The sequence below is a fragment of the Paenibacillus haidiansis genome (assembly GCF_036553665.1).
Lineage (GTDB): Bacteria > Bacillota > Bacilli > Paenibacillales > Paenibacillaceae > Fontibacillus > Fontibacillus haidiansis.
On sequence record NZ_JAZHPZ010000009.1, the window covers coordinates 175432 to 192714 of the forward strand.

Sequence of the window (17283 nt, forward strand, 5' to 3'; positions counted from 1 at the left end):
AAGAATCTCGTCTTTCAATCCACGCATCCGCGAGGGATGCGACTAAGTACCTATACATTGACATTTCAAGCTCATAATCTTTCAATCCACGCATCCGCGAGGGATGCGACTGGGGGCGATCCCTACTTAAAGGACGTCTGGTGCTTTCAATCCACGCATCCGCGAGGGATGCGACTTATTGTCCAGGACGATCAATCTATTAATAAGACTTTCAATCCACGCATCCGCGAGGGATGCGACGGGAATATGAACCTGAACCGATTGCGGCATTTGATCTTTCAATCCACGCATCCGCGAGGGATGCGACGATTGCGTATATGTCGACGAATCAAAAAGGTGAAGTCTTTCAATCCACGCATCCGCGAGGGATGCGACTCCTTGATGCGTGCAAACGAAAAAAACTAGCCGAACTTTCAATCCACGCATCCGCGAGGGATGCGACATAAATCCGGGCACGTGTCGCTCGACGTTTAAGTACGCTTTCAATCCACGCATCCGCGAGGGATGCGACAACGAAAGAGAGGCGCATGTATGGCGCACATCACTCTTTCAATCCACGCATCCGCGAGGGATGCGACACCGGAAGGTTACACGATTGATGAGGTCTACGAGCTTTCAATCCACGCATCCGCGAGGGATGCGACGAGCGGATCGACGCGGACGAGATTCGCGCGAATGCTTTCAATCCACGCATCCGCGAGGGATGCGACAAGATGCGTCATGCATTAGGACTCAACTATAACTTTCAATCCACGCATCCGCGAGGGATGCGACTTCGGGGAATCAGGATTTGCAAGTTGTGTTAGATCTTTCAATCCACGCATCCGCGAGGGATGCGACAAAAGACCGACTTGATAAAGCAACGGAAGGTGAATGCTTTCAATCCACGCATCCGCGAGGGATGCGACGGTTAGAGACTGGAACAAGGATATGGAACTATGTCTTTCAATCCACGCATCCGCGAGGGATGCGACGTATTGGACGTTCCAAGAGGATCCCGCTACCTAATCTTTCAATCCACGCATCCGCGAGGGATGCGACGTAGAGCAATTGAAGCAGAACGGCAGCTTACCGACTTTCAATCCACGCATCCGCGAGGGATGCGACGCGAGCACGGAACCTATGCTCCTGATGATGTACTTCCACTTTCAATCCACGCATCCGCGAGGGATGCGACCGGAAACCCGCTCGCAGCTCGTAAGCCGGCAGAACTTTCAATCCACGCATCCGCGAGGGATGCGACTACGGCGCTGATTACGAGTGGCACCGGAAAGAAGCTCTTTCAATCCACGCATCCGCGAGGGATGCGACCCGAACGCGCGTCCGCTTCATCATCGCCGGATGTCCTTTCAATCCACGCATCCGCGAGGGATGCGACTCCGCTTGCGAAAGCGGTAATCGACCTCGGATGCTTTCAATCCACGCATCCGCGAGGGATGCGACTAACCTCATAGGCCATGCCTCCATCTTCGTAAACTTTCAATCCACGCATCCGCGAGGGATGCGACGTAAGAGAGGCATCCAGATCCTCTTATTTGAGTCTTTCAATCCACGCATCCGCGAGGGATGCGACATTAATTACATGCTATTATAGTTTTAGGATAACTTTCAATCCACGCATCCGCGAGGGATGCGACGGAAGAAAAGTATCACAGACCATATTTGGAGGATCTTTCAATCCACGCATCCGCGAGGGATGCGACTTGGCTGCCGGAAACGGTCGTATTATCGTAGACCGTCTTTCAATCCACGCATCCGCGAGGGATGCGACATGGTTTAAAGGGTACTGTTAACCCTCCCTAAGGCTTTCAATCCACGCATCCGCGAGGGATGCGACCAGGAAGCGGCAACTTGTGGATCCGCTGCAATTTCTTTCAATCCACGCATCCGCGAGGGATGCGACTTAATATCTTGTGGGGACTGTCCAGGACTTCGACTTTCAATCCACGCATCCGCGAGGGATGCGACTTTCTTAATTCATTGTACGGTAAATTCGGACAGAACTTTCAATCCACGCATCCGCGAGGGATGCGACTGTCTATGAATCAAGACGGAAAAATCAATTTAGATCTTTCAATCCACGCATCCGCGAGGGATGCGACTCCGATTTTTGGCCAAAAGAGGCGGAAAAATCGGTATTCTAGTGTAAAAAACAAACTTACAGCCCGCATTTTTATACATATACCTACAATTATGGATAAATATCAAGAAATTCTTGGTGCGAATGTTCCGGGAAAATCATGTGAGCTTGCGGTTCGCACTAAAAGATCAAGGGTCCCTCCATATCAAGTGACTCCTTAACTCCGATATGCTCAACCTTATTTTTGTAGTTGTTTCCAAGTTGATAGAATCTAAGGCTATCTTGATCTTCATCTATTACATCGGCAAGTTTTAGTTTAAGCGTAGTAAATTCCGTGGCATCTACAATACATTCAAATACGGAATTTTGGACGCGTTGACCGTAATTCTGGCATATTTTCGATACGTTGCGAAGTCTTCTTTGTCCTTCACTATCCAGTGTGCTCACGTCGTATGTCACCAATACAAGCAAGGGCTACACCTACTTCCACAAAAATGGAGGGTACTCATCCAAATCTCCACGTAAATAACGTGCCAATAATAAAGTCTGTACATGCGGTACTAGTCCCCAAGAAATTTTCTCCCCTAAATAGGGATGTGAGATCTTCTCTTGCTTCTTGTTTTGCCAAGCTGACAGAAATTTCTTTCTTGCCTCCTCCGTCATAATTACGGCACCGTTCTCTTTTCGAACGAAATCATCGGGAATAACCATCCTTTTGTTAATCAGCGACAATACAAACCGATCCGCATACACACCGCGCAACTCCTCCATAACATCTAAAGCAAGCGACGCCCGACCAGGGCGGTCTCGATGCAAAAAACCGATGTACGCGTCAAGCCCTACCCCTTCCAAAGCCGATGTCACGTCATTTGCTAATAATGTATAAGCCAAGGAGAGCATGGCATTTACAGGATCCAAGGGAGGTCTTCGGGAGCGGGAGCGAAAGGAGAAGCTTTCTTTCTGCTGTAATATCATTTGATCAAACAGTTTGTTATAACTTAACGCAGCTTGTCCTTCCAGCCCCCTTAACCGCTCCAAGTCTTCACAGTTTCTTATGTCTGCCATAACTAAGGATAAGTGCTGAGATGCTTCCTTAAACCCGGCAACATCGATACGTAACGGGTAATCCCTGGTCATTCGTTCAAGCATCCATTTGTGGTTATAGAGCTTCCCGATTATAAAATTACGGGCAATTCTGGCTGATAGCTGCTCGTCCTCTGAAACTATACTTTGTTTCTTTCTCAAAATGACGTTCCCTTTGCTTGATCCAATAACTCTGGCCAGGAATCTACCGTTCATCGTTAAAAAGACTATGGAGATATTTCGTTCCGCACAATACCCCATTAATGCTGGGCTTGCTCCTGTATAACCAAAAGTAACAATAGACTCCAAATTGTGAAGCGGTAATCTGCCTAACTTTTCTTGTTCCTTTAAAAGGACAACATTATCCCCTTCCAACGACAAGTAAACATCCGGTTGTGTAACAAATAGTGTGTTCAGCAACTTTTTCATTCTCTGATTTTCCCTTCAATGTAACTTTTCACACTCCGTTTGTTCATCAGCTCCGGCAAACAGATCGACTGAAGGGAACAACTCTTGCAGAAGGGGCCCGCCTTTACTTTAGGGGTATGTTTTCGCTGATAATAATCTCGCATTTCCGAAACGGTCAATTTCGCTCTTTGCTTGATCTCTTCGGTAAATGGAACCTCTACCCGGTGTTTAATCTCATTATAGAACATGTAGCCAGTGTTAATTTTACATAGCAGCATTTCCTCAAGACATAAGGCTTGTGCAGTTAATTGTAATAAATCCGCATCATCCAACTTAGGTTTTCCTCGTTTATACTCGACGGGAATAGCAATATACTTTCCTTCGGCACCACTAATTTCTACGCCGTTCTCATCTTTAATGAACTCAACAACATCACAGACTCCTGTTATTTTCATCTCATCCGATTTTACCGGCATGGCACGAACAATTAGCTTATTACCGCGTTTTTCTCTTACAAACGGCTGGTCCGCCTTACGGTGTAAATACTGGCCCTCAATAGTTTTAACATTTTCCTCCCACTGTTGCTCAATATGAATCAGAGCCCACTGCCGCTTGCAAAATTGAAAATGCTGTATCCCGGACAACATTAAATAATCGTCGTCAGCATTAAAGACCATCTATAATCTCGACCTTCAATCCTTCCAGCTCACTTAATTCGAAAGAATAATCATCAATGGATTTTGGCTCATCAACACGGGACTTAATTGTTAATGAACGATGAACTTTGGCAGAAGAATATTGCCCTAACTTGGAAGTATGCTCCCACCAGTAAACTTTGTGGACCTCCATACTCCCCTCCGGTCTGGCAGCTGAAGAGTCATTTTCAAACAGGCTAACCAATGCTTGTTTAATCTTATCCGCGTCTTCATTCGTGAATCCTGTCTTCTCCGCCAATTGAATATTGATACTTCCGTAAAAAACATAAACGCCAAAATCTACACGATGCTTCATCCCCATTGTATCCGAACCTCTATCTTTACCGGGCTCGGAGTTAACGCTTTTCGTGATTTGCATGCTTGTAATATCAATGGGATCGACACTCGTAGCCGTATGAATCGATACCGGACCTCTTACGCCAACGGAAACACCGGCTCCCTTATCCGAGCTTTTAAATGCGAAGACTTGTCCGAAGCTGCGGACATCAATCCATTCCCGACAAGCTACACTGGCAAATTCATCGCTCGAAGCCGATTTGGACTTCAAAATTTTATTCAGTTCAGCGTTGGCATCGGCACGCTCTCTTAAACTGCCAAATGAATCTACTTTCCGATCATTAGATTGAACAAAAATCGATTCACCCATATCTTGCAACCGGTTTCTAATTTTTCGTTTAATTGCCACATCCGAAATTTCGCCATGACCATCGTAATTTTGGCGGGGGCGGTTTCCGTTTAACGGGTCACCGTTTGGATTTGCACTCTTTACGGACAATACGACAGCAAAATCAATCTTATGATTCAATGGTGACATATTGATCACTCCTCGATAGATGCATTTTCGGCATCATGATTATTTTCTTTCTTTTGATAGAGTTCATGTCTTTGACTATAAAAACCTAATAAATATTTTCCTGACAACGGTTTATTGTTAAATTCATCGATTTTAAATTTTGCAGCAATTTCATCGATCATTTTGGATAAGTAAGTAGCTTTCGTTCCTAAACGGGCCTGATATGGTTGCAAACTCCTTTGAATCGTCACCCAGGTTCTTTCGGGATGCATTGAAAAAGAGTTCATGTAACGAATTGCATTACTCGCGCGGGTTTCATCTCCTAAAGCCCGTCTTTCCAATACGTCCGCTACAGCTAACAATCGTCCGAATAAATAACTTCGGTCACTCGTTTCAGTATCTAATGCCAACTGCAACCCCTCCTCTTTATTAATCAAAGCGCACGTAATGCTAAGTGTTTTCTCCCATTCCCACTTCTCCATCGAAACGGGATTGGATGCCCGGTGAATGGCGCTGTTCACGATATCCCGGGGGATATCCCGCTCGTCAACGATGCACGGAAGCATTCTTTCCATGAGGCCTTTGACGATTTTCTCGTTCGCCCGTGGACCATACGCCGCAAAAGCAATATCCTTTGTAGCCGGAGCTCCCATAAATTGAACAAATTCTCCGTCTTCACTTTTACGGTATCGATGCAGCCAGACACAGGAGGAATGCCATTTTGTCAGCTTGTCCAGATATAAATTTTTGTTCACGTTACGATAATAAAGTACGGCCATCCGTCCCGTGGTTGCCGAATCAAGAACCATAATATTTACATCAGCCTTGGTAGACAGATCATTTTTGTATCCGTCCAAGGCCTTGGAGAACTCTTTAGCAAACTCTTGGTTCGTAAAAGATTTCTTGAGCGGGTCGAAGGGTCTTGGATCAATGGCGAAAGTGTCCTCGTTAGGATCCGGAATATACAGGGCATCGTTGCCCCAAATGAGGAATACTCGTTGATCTACAATTTTCCCTTGGCGGTTGATCAGCCATTTCAAGGCATTGTGTGCCTTCTGGGATACTTCGTAGCTGATACTGGCGGCCTCATTGCTTGAAGTAAAACGCCCACGAAATGTAAAGCCGCTTGAATCATTTGCCGAAATGAGTTTCGCCTTATCTGCGGGATTACGAATCTTGTTAGCATGCTTATCCGTACTTGGCAGCGTCTTTCCGGTTACATAGCAAATATCTTCGTTGCCCAACATTTCTTTATAGTAACGGATAAAGGATTCATACATCTCACGGTCTTTCCACACTTCAGCCGTTGGTTTATCGCTGGGGGAATAGACATTGAATCGAATAAACGTACTTTCCTGCCCGCCCGCAACAGCGGAAAATATGGGTGGTTTTTCAGAATACAGCGATTCGTATTTTTTATCCCACTTCTCTATAAGCCGGTGATTGACGTCGACAATTAAAATTTTATGTTCTACTAAATCCCGAATAAGACGACCCTTTTTTAAGTAGTGAAAAATACTGCGAACTTTCGAAGTTGCATATGGGGAGATCGCCCATTCCTCAAGTTGCTTGATATACTGATGAAAAGATTCACTATCCTCTTTTTTGCCGGTGTATTCGGCGAAATCGCCCGCAACATAGACCAATTTATCGTGTAACGGATATGGTGCAATAACAGAACCAGCCCGGCTTGAAGATTTTTCCGTACAGGGGATTAAGGTACTTGCATTATTCTTATCTATAACGGTGGCCGAGTGAAACTCACCGTCTTCCGTAATTTCAACCTGTACATGGGCGTTTTGAGTAGTATGGGAAACGGGTAGCAGCGTATATTCCTGGCCGTTATATTTTTGCTCAATGTCACCGACCCGATCCAGATTCGCTTCATAGGTCTCATATAGATTCAATAGCCAACTCAATGATTTCCACCCCCTTCCATCTGGGCAAACAGATCGTCTACCGATTCAACATTGTTCTCATCAAAATGCTTCGGCTTCATATCGGCAATCTTACGAATCTGCGTACATTCCTCAGGCCGAATAAATTGGATAATGCCATCTTTCATAACTGGATTCCAAAGGCGCACTTCCAATTGATTCCGTCCCGTTTCATCAGGATAATTGATGCCGTGCACCATATTGCCAAGATGAATGTCACCGTAATTATCGTAGAAACCCTCACCCTTTCCGAATTCGCACGGCTCTACATAGCCTTGACACTCTCTGGCGCCGAGGAAGATATCTCTGCGTCCACCTGCCTGGACACACCGCATAAAAATATTATGATGTTTATGTTCGTTTCGGTCGTGTGCCAGATCCGGTCGATTCATATTGAATTCAAAATGAGCCATTACCTGATACCGCACATCCTTCAAATACGTATAGTTAGCTAGTGTATTCCCTCCACCGTATTCAATTGGCCGGATGCCCTTGGACTCCATACGAATGGGATTCATGATTCGCACTTTATCAACGATCATAATTATAGTGGGCTTCCAATAAATACTCTCAACTATCCCCTTAATGGCCTGGTATGTCGGCACCTGATACGAGAGCTTCTCACCGCCTAATTTTGTTAGCGGGTCAGTGAACAGAGCGTAATCCCCGCAAACCTCAAATTGAACTGAATTTCTCATCGAATCACCTCCTTTCTAATAGATACTCAAATCAAACCCGCTATCATTATCAAGATCAAGGCCGAATTCGTCGCTGTAGGCCCCTTCATTGAGTACCAAAACTTTTCCATCGAGACAGCTTTCCACCCCACCGTTTCGATCCAATTGATCGAGTTCGTATTTAAACAAATTGATGGTATACTGCTGTGCTCTTCTTAAAACCCTCGTGAGGTCTTCAATTTTACTGTCACCATTCAATTCAGCTATGATGTCCTTGCCCTCTTCTTTATAAGGAACGATTACCGTAGTCGTTAGATTCTCAATGACATGGAAATGCTCAGCTGCTGTTCGATAACTATTTGCCAAAAATAATGGAAGCCTGTCTTTATTTTTATGACAATAGGCTTGAAAATAAGAGTTATCAACTACATTTGCCGTCAATAATTGAGTCATCTTCGGTCCTAATTGCGGTATAGGATAGTCGAGTTCCTCCTTGAATTTGAAATAAAACTCCTTGAAATATTTGTCCATAGCTTGAGCTGATAAAATATGACCGCCATGACTGTTCCGATCATGCCTGAGATCAATTAAAATTCTCTTTGAGATTTCTTTGCCAATCTTTATTTCCCTTAGATGTCTTAAATTTTCCTCTATATGATCAATTACATAAACCTGTTGCAGTTCCTGTTCCCCGTGCCGATTGCATCTCCCTGCAGCCTGTGCAATGGAATCCAGCCCAGCTAAAGATCGTACGACACATTCAAAGCTGACATCTACTCCTGCTTCGATTAATTGCGTGCTAACGCAAATTATTTTGTCGTTATTTTTAAGATGCTCCCTTATTTCTTGTAAAAGATCAATCCGATGAGCGGGGCACATGGATGTGCTCAAATGAAAAACAGGAATTTCTGTCACCGCCGCCTTCAATTGTTGATATAACTTTTTCACGACGGACTTCGTATTGAGAATCACTAAAACACTCCGAACCTCTTGTATCTTTGCGTTTATAAAATCGCACAGCTCATCATTATTCATTCCCGTGCCGGTTGCTTGATCTATTACCTCCACGCGTTTAAATGCTTTAATTACATGGTCCAGATTGCTAATCATTTCAGCATCAGCATTAATTTTTAGCTTATGTTCAACGAAGTCGAGGGCTGGCTGCGTTGCAGTACACAGCACAATATCGGAACGACCGAAATCCCGCAGAAAATTCAATGCTTCATTAAACAATGAAACGCAAGAAACCGGGACCTTTTGTACCTCGTCAAAAATTAATACCGATTCGGTTAAATTATGCAGCCTTCGAATATTTCTGCTTCCTTTGGCATAGAACACATTCAAAAATTGCACCATCGTAGTAAAAATAATCGGCGAATCCCAGTTATCTTTAGCTAGCTTCAGTTTCTCTTTAACGTTGATCAAGCCATCAAATTCTTCATCGTCATCCCCCGTATCTTCAACAACGTTGGAGTGATGCTCCAAAATATTGGCATCATCCATGAGGATTTTGCGTACTTCCGCAGCATTCTGTTCGATAATGGTAGTGTAAGGAACGACATAAATGATGTGTTTTTTCCGGTAGATAGTAGCGTGTTTTAAGGCATACCTTAAACTTGCCAGCGTTTTACCTCCGCCCGTTGGGATAGAAAGCGTATAAATGCCCGGCGGTTTTTCGGCAAAATGATCGCATTGTTCGGACATCTGACATCTCAGCAAATTTATAGGCGAATGGGAATGAATCTGATCTTGAAATGAATTAATCTTGGTCAAGAGTTTATCGTAGTAAGAGGCAAAGAGGTTCGTCCAATCCTGCGGGGCTTCATCAACATTATTTTCCTCAAATAACCGGGTATTCGTTCGATCCGCATCAATAAGGGTGCTGAAGATAAACTTGGTCAAGAACATGAACTTGGTTTCGGGGCTAGCGGTAGAGCCGTTTTCCAAATAAGCCTTCAATTCGGCAGCAGCCTTATCCACATATAATTGGAAGTCTATTTCACTCATAATATGTTCGAAGAAATTCTGCTTCGTCCATGCAAATTCCGGTAAGCATTTATCTCGTACTCGCTGCAAATAGTTTGACTCTAATTCGGGACTCAAAAAATCTTGGAGATAAGAGTGGTGCGATATAATTGCATTTCCAACAACCTCCGCCAATAGCCCTTTATACCTGTCAATTTTTTCGGTATGAAAAAAGTCATACAAGAGCCTGCCACCCGCTGTGGAATGATCAACGCTCCCCCTTCTTGGCGGGGCTTCCGGGTTTTTAACGGCTTCCAAGATGTATTCTCTGAATTCATCGCTATACTTTCCCATGTCATGGAGCATACCAGCCAGTCCGGCAATATGCTTGACGCCGATCTTCGTACCAAATGATTCCGCTAATTCTTTCACGCCCAGCAGATGTTCCTCCACAGTTTGCACTCGATGATCGCTTTCGCGGATATGAGCAATAGAATTCATATTTCTTCTCCTTTCGAAATATGAAACCGATTCTCGTCTGCAAAATCCTTGATGCCTTAATCGATTCTAGTGAGTTGTGATCGTTGTTTTAATTCCACTTTACAATACTTCCCTATTGCAAACATAATTCGACAATATTAAATAAATCCCCTTCTAAAGCACAGAAGAAATTTTAGTTTTTTTGGATAAATGTGACGAGAAGGAGATAAATAGTTTTGAAATGAGGATAGGAGAAGGCCTTAGGTGAAGGATGTGACGCCTCTCTCCAGTTCCTCACTGCAGTTCTTCCATTTCAATCACGCATCCGTGAAGGATGGGACCGACAATACCCGAACGAATAATGCCAGCATCAATGCTTTCAATCAACGCATCCGTGAAGGATGCGACAGGGATTCAGCAATACCGATTACATAGGGACTCACCTTTCAATCCACGCATCCATGAAGGATGCGACCTTTCTACGGCCTAGTTGTTCTTCTTTGGAGTAAGCTTTCAATCCACGCATCCATGAAGGATGCGACATCCAAGAGAGAGTAAATTTGCTTCGGCAGACAAGTAAGCTTTCAATCCACGCATCCATGAAGGATGCGACCGGTCACATGTGCGGCCACGCCCGGGAATGAGTTCTTTCAATCCACGCATCCATGAAGGATGCGACGGTTTACACCCCCTTACACCATTTAACACCATTTTACTTTCAATCCACGCATCCATGAAGGATGCGACTATTTAGATCATGAATTATTAAATCTGTCAAGGCTTTCAATCCACGCATCCATGAAGGATGCGACGTTGACTATTTGTATACGTATTTCGGTGGTAGTCCTTTCAACCCACGCATCCGTGAAGGATGCGACTTGGAATAATAATTGATTACCCTGGGAGTACAGCTCTTTCAACCCACGCATCCGTGAAGGATGCGACTCCGATTTTTGATAAAATCGTGGTAATAAATTGGGTTTAACCGAACTATTGGCAATAATTTTGGTGCGAATCTCCCGGCATTTTTATGTGAGCTTTACATTCGCACTAGCAATCCTCTTAATTTACTTTGGTAATATATGTCTATTTTCTTATAGATTTATTTTTTATGTATGAGAAAATCGTATGCCTTATATTAATCTTCTACACTCGCTCCTCTTCCCCTCCTGAATCTCCATATTTAAAAGCCCCGAACGATGATAACATCGCCCCGGGGCTGTACATTTAACACGGTCTATTCTATTCCTTCTGGGAATTAAACATGCCTACATCCCGGAAAATGACCTGCGCCTGAATCAGCAGCTTCTCGCAGTTGGAATGAGGGTTGGCCATTCTCCAGAGAAGCTGATCCGCGGCCCGCATGCCGATCAGTTCCTTGTTTACGTCTACGGTAGCCAGAATGGGTTGCGTATTGTCGGTATTGTCAAATCCGGTGACCTGAACCTGTTCGGGCACGGAAATCCCTTGTCCGCGAAGAGCCTCAATGACAAACATGGCGGTCGTATCGTTGGCGCAGACAAATACCTCGGGCAATTCATTGACGGCGATGACCCGCGGTATGGTGATGTGCACATTTTCAATTTCGGGGCCGATCAGCTCGGGAATTTGCTGCTGCTCCAGTTTGTGGTCCACAAGCACGGACCTGAAGCCGAGCCACCGCTCATAAAAGCTCTGGGCATCGTTAATGTTGCCTACAAACTGAAAATTCTTGAAGCCTTTACTGACCAGCTTGATCATCATCTCTCTCATGCAGTAAAGGTTATCCGTAAATACAGTGTCGCTGTGAAACGCCAAATCCTGGTGATCGACCATGACGACGGGAATGTTAAGCCTTTTAATATCGAGCAGAACTTGCGTCGATACGGAGCCGATCGTAATGATTCCGCTAATCGCTTTGGGGTTGAGCAGGGAAAACATATGATCGCTGGACGGTTCTGTAAGCGTTAAGATGTCGGCGCCTCTTTGATTCAAACGGGACGAAATCCCGTTAAAGACGGGCCCCCAGTATACGGAATCCTTGTTCTGATACCGGACATTGGGGAACAGCACAAGGATGGCGCCGGAACGCGGCGTCGTTTCCTCGTCTGTACCGGACTGCGAGTTTCTTGCCGAGTAGGGATTTCCGGTCTCCTTGAAGTATCCCAATTGTCCCGCCGCTTTAATAATCATTTCCCTCGTCTGCGCGCTCACCCCCGATTTGCCCGAAAGCGCCCGTGAAACGGCATACTTCGAAACCCCGGAAAATTCGGCAATTTCCTGAATCGTCACTCTTTTCATCTAATCAACTCTCTTGAAAGCAGATTTAGTCAGCGGGTTATGTATTCGTTAGCCAATGTTAGGTTCAGTTACATAATAACACGAACCTGAAATAATCCAAAATAGTTTTAATTTTCTACTAATTAGGAAAAAAATGCTTCCGATCCCATTCACGCTTCCACAAAAATCGCCCTGCTTCATAAAGCTTCGAGACGACAAAAAAACCGGCCCAAGCCTTTGCTTGAGCCGGTTTTGGAGCGACGCTTCACTTCACGGGGCATCACTGCTTTACAACAACCTCTATGGTCTCGCTTGATGTTGCTCCCGAAGCGTTGATCAGTTCGCCGCGGTATTCGTAAATCCCCGGATCTCTGTCCGTTATTTCGGTTACGGCTTGCTGGGCGCGAGGAGTCGCTTCCTTAAGCTCAACCGTATCTATCCATTCGCCGTTCTCGTAGAGCCGGTACTCGGAGCCGTTGCTTCCCCACCACAGATTCATCGAAATGTTGTAGTTTCCGTCCCCGTCCCAATTATCCTGGGACAAATCAGGCTTACCGGGGGCCGCGTCCGCGACAACGACGACAAGCGGCGCCGAGACGGTCGTTCCATTAGAGTTGCTGAGTTCGCCGACATACGTATAAGTTCCATTGTCCTTACCGGCTATCTCGATTGACAGCGATTGGGCCGACGGGGAGGCGTCCGGCAACTTTTCCGTCCGGATTAGCTCGTCATTCTCATACAACCTGAACTCGGTCCCGTTATTTCCCCACCACATGTTCATGGTGATCGTATAGGTTCCATCCCTGAGTCCCGTATCATGCCCGTTATTGTCCGTCAGCACCGGCTGTCCCGGAGCGCCTTCGGCGAGCTGCTGTCCTACCTGAAAAGCAATGCTATTCTCCGAGACATTCCCCGCTAAATCTTCTACCCTATATCTAACCGTATGCTCCCCGGCACCGAGGTCTTCCGCATCAATCGACTGTCCGCTGGTGATCTCCCCGCCATCCAGCCATAGCTTTTCCGTAGCTATTCCGGAAACCGTATCAGAACTGGTCAGTTCAAATTCTAAGACATCCTGCTCCGAAACATCTCCGACCGGATTCCCTGACTCCGTCAATTTGACTTCCGGTGCTGTTAGGTCCAGCTTCACTTCAAGCGACTTTGCCGCTTCCTTCGCGCCGGAGCGAGCGACGGAAAAATAATGAACCCTGCTCGAGCCTTCCGAATCAATGGTGATCGGCCCAGTGTAGGCAGTTTCCGGCCCGTCATTGATGGCGTACTTCGTGGCTGCCTCGCCGGAGCCTTGAGCCCATGCCGTTAAAGTAAGCACCACGCTCCGGTTGAACCAGCCGTTCTCGTTAGGTGTTTCAGACAGTTCGGCTTTAGTTACCGGAGGCCCGGTAACGGAAGCCGGCGAGATATCGTCCAACCCCCGCGGTTTTAACTGGTACAATCCTTTAAACACAGCTGAAATCCCCTGTAGATTCACATTTTGACCTTCCTCATAAGGAAAATCGGCAAGCGTCAACCCGGTTCTGGCATCGACGCGCACGTGATTGATAATATTGCCGCTCACAGCATCGAATTCAAATGAACCCGCAGGGGACGCGGTGACGATGTTTTGGATTGCCGCCTGGCCCAGCTTGATGAGCTGGCCTTGATTGCCGGCATTGACCGAATCAGCCGCTTTAGGTGCGGGCAACGCAGCCGTACCGGTTTTTTCGATCGATACGATATTTGTTAGTTCCAGCTCCGTATTATAAAGTGCGGTCGAAGCAGTGATTTTGACCATGTCTCCCCGATGAAAACCGCCGGTGCTTTGATACACATAAATCCCGCCCGTTTCATCCTGCATATAGAAGGCCTGACCTCCGAAAGCGCCCGGTTCGGTCGTGATAATCCCTTCCAGCGTAACCAGGCTTCCTTCCGGCTTGCTCCTTCCTTCGGCGACGGTAATCGGGTCGGGAATGGAGTTCCCGTCATCCGGAAGCGGCTCCGCCGGAACGTCGCCAATCGTCACCGCTTTGGTTACAAGGTTCGTACCGTTCAGTCTCAGTCTAAGATTTGCCGTTCCGGCAGTTCCCGGCTTGATTCTTACGGTCAGATCTTTATAAGCATGCCCTTGGCTGTTTGCGGTCAAGCTGTAGGTCGCCCCGTATCCGTATGCCGAAGGCCAGGTTCCGTCCGCGTTTTGAATCTTCGCAATTTGCGTGCCCCCGGTCAGGTAGATCCCGGTACTGAAGCCCGATACGGTTGAATTGGCCGGCAGATTATCGGCCACGACGCGGATTTGAAAATCCGCCGCGTTAGGAAGCGTTGTTTGGTGCACGAAGCTGTAAGTAACCTCAACCTCCGTTCCCCCATAGGAACCGGCTTTGAAGGTTGACGAATCCCACCATTTATAGCCTGCCGCCGGAGCCGACCACGGCTCCTCCTGCGGTTCCGTCGAAGCTTCCGGCGCCTCGAAAGCGAACAGCTCCGTCTCCTCGTCCAATTGGAGGCCCGGTACCTGATCAAGACTCGTATAATTTTCTTGCGTCGCCAGCCAGTTCACCAGATTGACGAGCAATTCCGCGTCATCCTGTTCTTCGAAGCCGTCATACGTTGTTTTTGCCGTCCCCGTTTCCTCACGCAAATATTTGGGGGAAGCGTCTTCTACGGGGGAGGAGTCTCCGATGAAAGCCGCCTTGCCCAGCCCCAATTTCGATACGGCCACATAGGGGCCCTCCGCGATGCCTCCGCCGTTATATACTCCCTGATCGACCGCGCTCCCCCAAGCTTCATCGGTCTCCGGGACATAGACGATGCCTTTGGCTTTCGTGGGGTCGATAATCGCCAGCGTCGAACCGGCATGCATCGCTACCCCGGACACGCCTTCCGTAATGCCGAAGGCCTGCTCCGGCGCGACGATCCGATCGGCGGTAATATCGCCTAACGCATTATAACGGAACCTGACGCCGAAATGATCCGCGAGCCAGTCGGAGCTGACGACGTCCTGCATGGCTGCGGAGTTCCGCTCCTCCGCGCTCATTCCCTTCGCCGGATCTTCCCAGGCTCCCCGGCGGTAGCCGTTGATCGATTCCGAGCCGTCCCAGCGGTTTTTGTTGCGGTCGGCATTATAATGATCTCCGATAAAGAAAATGCTGCCGCCTTCCTCCACATATCGCTTCATTGCCGCCTGTTCGCTCGCCTTGAACGGAATATTCGGTTCGGCCATGACGAAGACTTCATAATCGCTTAAATCGCTATAAGTAATCGGGGTCGTCTTGCGAAGCTCCGTCACATCGTAGCCTTCGCCTGCCAGCGCTTGCCCAAAATCCGAAAACCCGCCGTCAATAACCCAATCGGCCGCTCCGGCCGTCTGCCCGTGGGTGTTGTCGAACAGAACCGCTTTCCCCGCGTTCTCATTGATCACTTTCGCGGCGATGAACGGCGCGGGATCGCTCGGCCCTTCGGCATGAGCGGATGGCGGATAAATACCCGCGAGTCCCCATTGCAGTGAAAAAAGGAAAGACAGTACGATTCCAGACCTTAACCATTTGGCTCCGATTCCGGCAAACTTGTTCATAATTCCCCTCCCAATTTCATGTTAAAAGCTTGTACGACATCCTTATTCTACCATGCAAATATTATTGGGAGACCGGAATTATGTAAATTTTGTATAAATCCCATTCCGTGAACAACAGCCGCACAAGCAATATGACGATTGACAGAGAGGAACGAGACCATTACATTAGTGGATAAAAAATTATACCAAACAGTTCAGGAGTCAGGAGGGTGACACTGTGTCAATCGAAGCCGTAAAAAACTATTTCCGGCAATGGAATATGGAAGATCGGGTGAGGGAATTTGCCGTATCCAGCGCAACCGTGGAGGAAGCGGCAATGGTGCTTGGCTGCGAGGAGCAAAGAATCGCTAAAACGATGTCCTTTAAGCTAAACGATGCCCCTATTCTCATCGTTATGGCCGGCGACGCCAGAGTCGACAATTCCAAATACAAGGCGCATTTCGGCTCCAAAGCCGCCATGCTTAAGGGCGATGAAGTTACGGAGCTGATCGGCCATCCGCCCGGAGGCGTCTGCCCTTTCGCGATTAACGAGGGCATCAAGGTCTATCTCGATAAATCCCTGAAAAGGTTTGAGACGGTATTCCCGGCCTGCGGCAGCCGGAGCAGCGCCATCGAGCTTACGCTTGCGGAACTGGAGAAGCATTCCGGATATAGCGAGTGGGTCGATGTCGGCAAAGAGTGGGAATAGCGCACCGTCGCGAATAGGACAAGCTGTTTGGAAAGACCCATGTAAAAGAAACAGACCGCCCCATGATGAACTGCACCCCGTCAAGTAGACAGTGTAAAAAATAAAAATCATCTATGCGGCCTTGGTCCTGAATTCCATCGGACTGAGGCCGTTTAGTTTTCTCTGTAATCGTTCGTAATTGTAGAAGTGGATATAGTCCTCAATGTCTTTCTTTAACTGTTCAAAAGTTCGGTAGGTATGCAAATAATATTTCTCGCATTTTAGCGTCCCCCAGAAAGACTCCATCGGTCCATTGTCGATGCAACGACCAACTCGAGACATGCTCTGTTTCATGTCGGCGTTATCCAACATCTCTTTAAAGCTTATCGACGTATATTGGTAACCTCTGTCGCTATGAAGCATGGGCGTACTGCCTGACGCAGCTTCCTGCGCCAGCTCCAGAGTTCTTGCATAGAAGCTGTATGCTGAGCGACTCTGCCTGTTGCACGGCTTGTATTTCGAGATAGACATTCTCCTGTCGATGCTGGCTTAGCGTCGCCTCCTTTGGAACTCCTGTAACTTTTTTAAGAAGGCATTCTCCGCTCGCAGCCGCTCAACTTCGTACTCCAACTTCTTCATGGCTAGCTTTT

At 47.0% G+C, this 17283-nt stretch carries 11 protein-coding genes and 2 CRISPR repeat arrays (1 of these 13 only partly in view); of the genes, 1 reads left to right on the top strand and 10 read right to left on the bottom strand.

Annotated features, from left to right (window positions below; all coding sequences use genetic code 11):
• Positions 1 to 2102: a CRISPR direct-repeat array (repeat unit 32 nt; unit sequence CTTTCAATCCACGCATCCGCGAGGGATGCGAC) (it extends 1784 nt beyond the left edge of the window).
• 158 nt (positions 2103 to 2260) lie between these two features.
• From cas2 to V3851_RS17965, 9 genes are all read right to left on the bottom strand, one after another.
• A complete protein-coding gene (cas2, locus tag V3851_RS17925; RefSeq protein ID WP_331847927.1) occupies positions 2261 to 2551 on the bottom strand; it encodes a CRISPR-associated endonuclease Cas2 in 291 nt (96 codons plus the stop codon).
• 9 nt (positions 2552 to 2560) lie between these two features.
• Positions 2561 to 3592, bottom strand: a complete 1032-nt coding sequence (cas1c, locus tag V3851_RS17930) for a type I-C CRISPR-associated endonuclease Cas1c (protein WP_331847928.1) — start codon at positions 3590 to 3592, stop codon at positions 2561 to 2563.
• On the bottom strand, positions 3589 to 4248 hold the full coding sequence (gene cas4 / locus V3851_RS17935; protein WP_331847929.1) for a CRISPR-associated protein Cas4: 660 nt from the start codon (positions 4246 to 4248) through the stop codon (positions 3589 to 3591). The genes cas1c and cas4 overlap by 4 nt, the downstream gene beginning before the upstream one ends.
• Positions 4238 to 5101 carry a type I-C CRISPR-associated protein Cas7/Csd2 gene (gene cas7c / locus V3851_RS17940; RefSeq protein WP_331847930.1) on the bottom strand — a complete coding sequence of 288 codons (864 nt, stop codon included), beginning with the start codon at positions 5099 to 5101 and terminating at the stop codon, positions 4238 to 4240. Before cas7c ends, cas4 begins: the two co-directional genes overlap by 11 nt.
• A gap of 5 nt (positions 5102 to 5106) precedes the next feature.
• Positions 5107 to 6999 (bottom strand): type I-C CRISPR-associated protein Cas8c/Csd1, encoded by a 1893-nt coding sequence (cas8c, locus tag V3851_RS17945; protein ID WP_331847931.1) that lies wholly within the window; start codon positions 6997 to 6999, stop codon positions 5107 to 5109.
• On the bottom strand, positions 6996 to 7715 hold the full coding sequence (cas5c, locus tag V3851_RS17950; RefSeq protein WP_331847932.1) for a type I-C CRISPR-associated protein Cas5c: 720 nt from the start codon (positions 7713 to 7715) through the stop codon (positions 6996 to 6998). Before cas5c ends, cas8c begins: the two co-directional genes overlap by 4 nt.
• A 15-nt stretch (positions 7716 to 7730) precedes the next feature.
• Positions 7731 to 10160, bottom strand: a complete 2430-nt coding sequence (gene cas3 / locus V3851_RS17955) for a CRISPR-associated helicase Cas3' (RefSeq protein ID WP_331847933.1) — start codon at positions 10158 to 10160, stop codon at positions 7731 to 7733.
• Positions 10161 to 10515: 355 nt separating this feature from the next.
• A CRISPR array of direct repeats spans positions 10516 to 11084; the repeat unit is 32 nt; unit sequence CTTTCAATCCACGCATCCATGAAGGATGCGAC.
• A 297-nt stretch (positions 11085 to 11381) separates the two neighbouring features.
• On the bottom strand, positions 11382 to 12419 hold the full coding sequence (locus V3851_RS17960) for a LacI family DNA-binding transcriptional regulator (protein ID WP_331847934.1): 1038 nt from the start codon (positions 12417 to 12419) through the stop codon (positions 11382 to 11384).
• A gap of 259 nt (positions 12420 to 12678) precedes the next feature.
• Positions 12679 to 15966, bottom strand: a complete 3288-nt coding sequence (locus V3851_RS17965; protein ID WP_331847935.1) for an OmpL47-type beta-barrel domain-containing protein — start codon at positions 15964 to 15966, stop codon at positions 12679 to 12681.
• Between the two features lie 217 nt (positions 15967 to 16183).
• On the opposite strand from V3851_RS17965, the gene V3851_RS17970 reads away from it, so the two are divergent.
• Positions 16184 to 16654, top strand: a complete 471-nt coding sequence (locus tag V3851_RS17970; protein ID WP_331847936.1) for a YbaK/EbsC family protein — start codon at positions 16184 to 16186, stop codon at positions 16652 to 16654.
• Positions 16655 to 16765: 111 nt separating this feature from the next.
• Here V3851_RS17970 and V3851_RS17975 read toward each other — a convergent pair whose 3' ends face one another.
• On the bottom strand, positions 16766 to 17164 hold the full coding sequence (locus V3851_RS17975) for an IS3 family transposase (protein WP_331845828.1): 399 nt from the start codon (positions 17162 to 17164) through the stop codon (positions 16766 to 16768).
• Positions 17165 to 17283: the final 119 nt, after the last annotated feature.

Bases quoted from the DNA above. Each gene is read 5' to 3' on its own strand.
- V3851_RS17960 (WP_331847934.1), bottom strand. From the start codon at position 12,419: ATGAAAAGAGTGACGATTCAGGAAATTGCCGAATTTTCCGGGGTTTCG.
- cas1c (WP_331847928.1), bottom strand. From the start codon at position 3,592: ATGAAAAAGTTGCTGAACACACTATTTGTTACACAACCGGATGTTTAC.
- cas4 (WP_331847929.1), bottom strand. From the start codon at position 4,248: ATGGTCTTTAATGCTGACGACGATTATTTAATGTTGTCCGGGATACAG.
- cas3 (WP_331847933.1), bottom strand. From the start codon at position 10,160: ATGAATTCTATTGCTCATATCCGCGAAAGCGATCATCGAGTGCAAACT.
- cas5c (WP_331847932.1), bottom strand. From the start codon at position 7,715: ATGAGAAATTCAGTTCAATTTGAGGTTTGCGGGGATTACGCTCTGTTC.
- cas7c (WP_331847930.1), bottom strand. From the start codon at position 5,101: ATGTCACCATTGAATCATAAGATTGATTTTGCTGTCGTATTGTCCGTA.
- V3851_RS17975 (WP_331845828.1), bottom strand. From the start codon at position 17,164: ATGTCTATCTCGAAATACAAGCCGTGCAACAGGCAGAGTCGCTCAGCA.
- V3851_RS17965 (WP_331847935.1), bottom strand. From the start codon at position 15,966: ATGAACAAGTTTGCCGGAATCGGAGCCAAATGGTTAAGGTCTGGAATC.